General features: G+C 47.1%; 1 protein-coding gene. It reads right to left on the bottom strand.

Annotated elements, in window-relative coordinates:
* The coding region (locus tag GJU39_RS23750; RefSeq protein ID WP_209437741.1) for a hypothetical protein at positions 1 to 227 on the bottom strand (227 nt) is incomplete at its 3' end.
* Positions 228 to 359: the final 132 nt, after the last annotated feature.

Raw genomic sequence — 359 nt, 5'->3', positions numbered from 1 at the left:
TGCCTCGGCTGGCCGCCGAAGGGCTTTTCTCTTTTCCTTGATGAAAAGAGACAAAAATCAAGGCTTGGATCTGATGTTGGATTAGCGCGTCGAAATTTGAGGAACGGTAGCGCAAGGGCTCGGTTGGGTTTATAAGAGGGATTTGTTTTGAGAGCCGTTCGCGCTACCTTGGGTTGTGGGGGATTTGAACGGAGTTGCAAAATTTCAACGGCTTCTCCTTCCATCATCTCCCAGGCCGGAAAGCAGGGTGGCAATAGCAAAGTTCAACTTTGGATTTATACAGTTCTTGATGTTAGTAGGGGCTATGTTGCAATAGGTTGTAATAGTATGAACGGTAGGTTAAAACGGTCGTCTTCCTG

Origin of the sequence: Pedobacter petrophilus (assembly GCF_009674725.1) — a bacterium.
GTDB classification, from domain to species: domain Bacteria; phylum Bacteroidota; class Bacteroidia; order Sphingobacteriales; family Sphingobacteriaceae; genus Pedobacter; species Pedobacter petrophilus.
The sequence above is the reverse complement of the archived record's forward strand: the minus strand, read 5'-3'. Positions and strand labels throughout refer to the sequence as shown.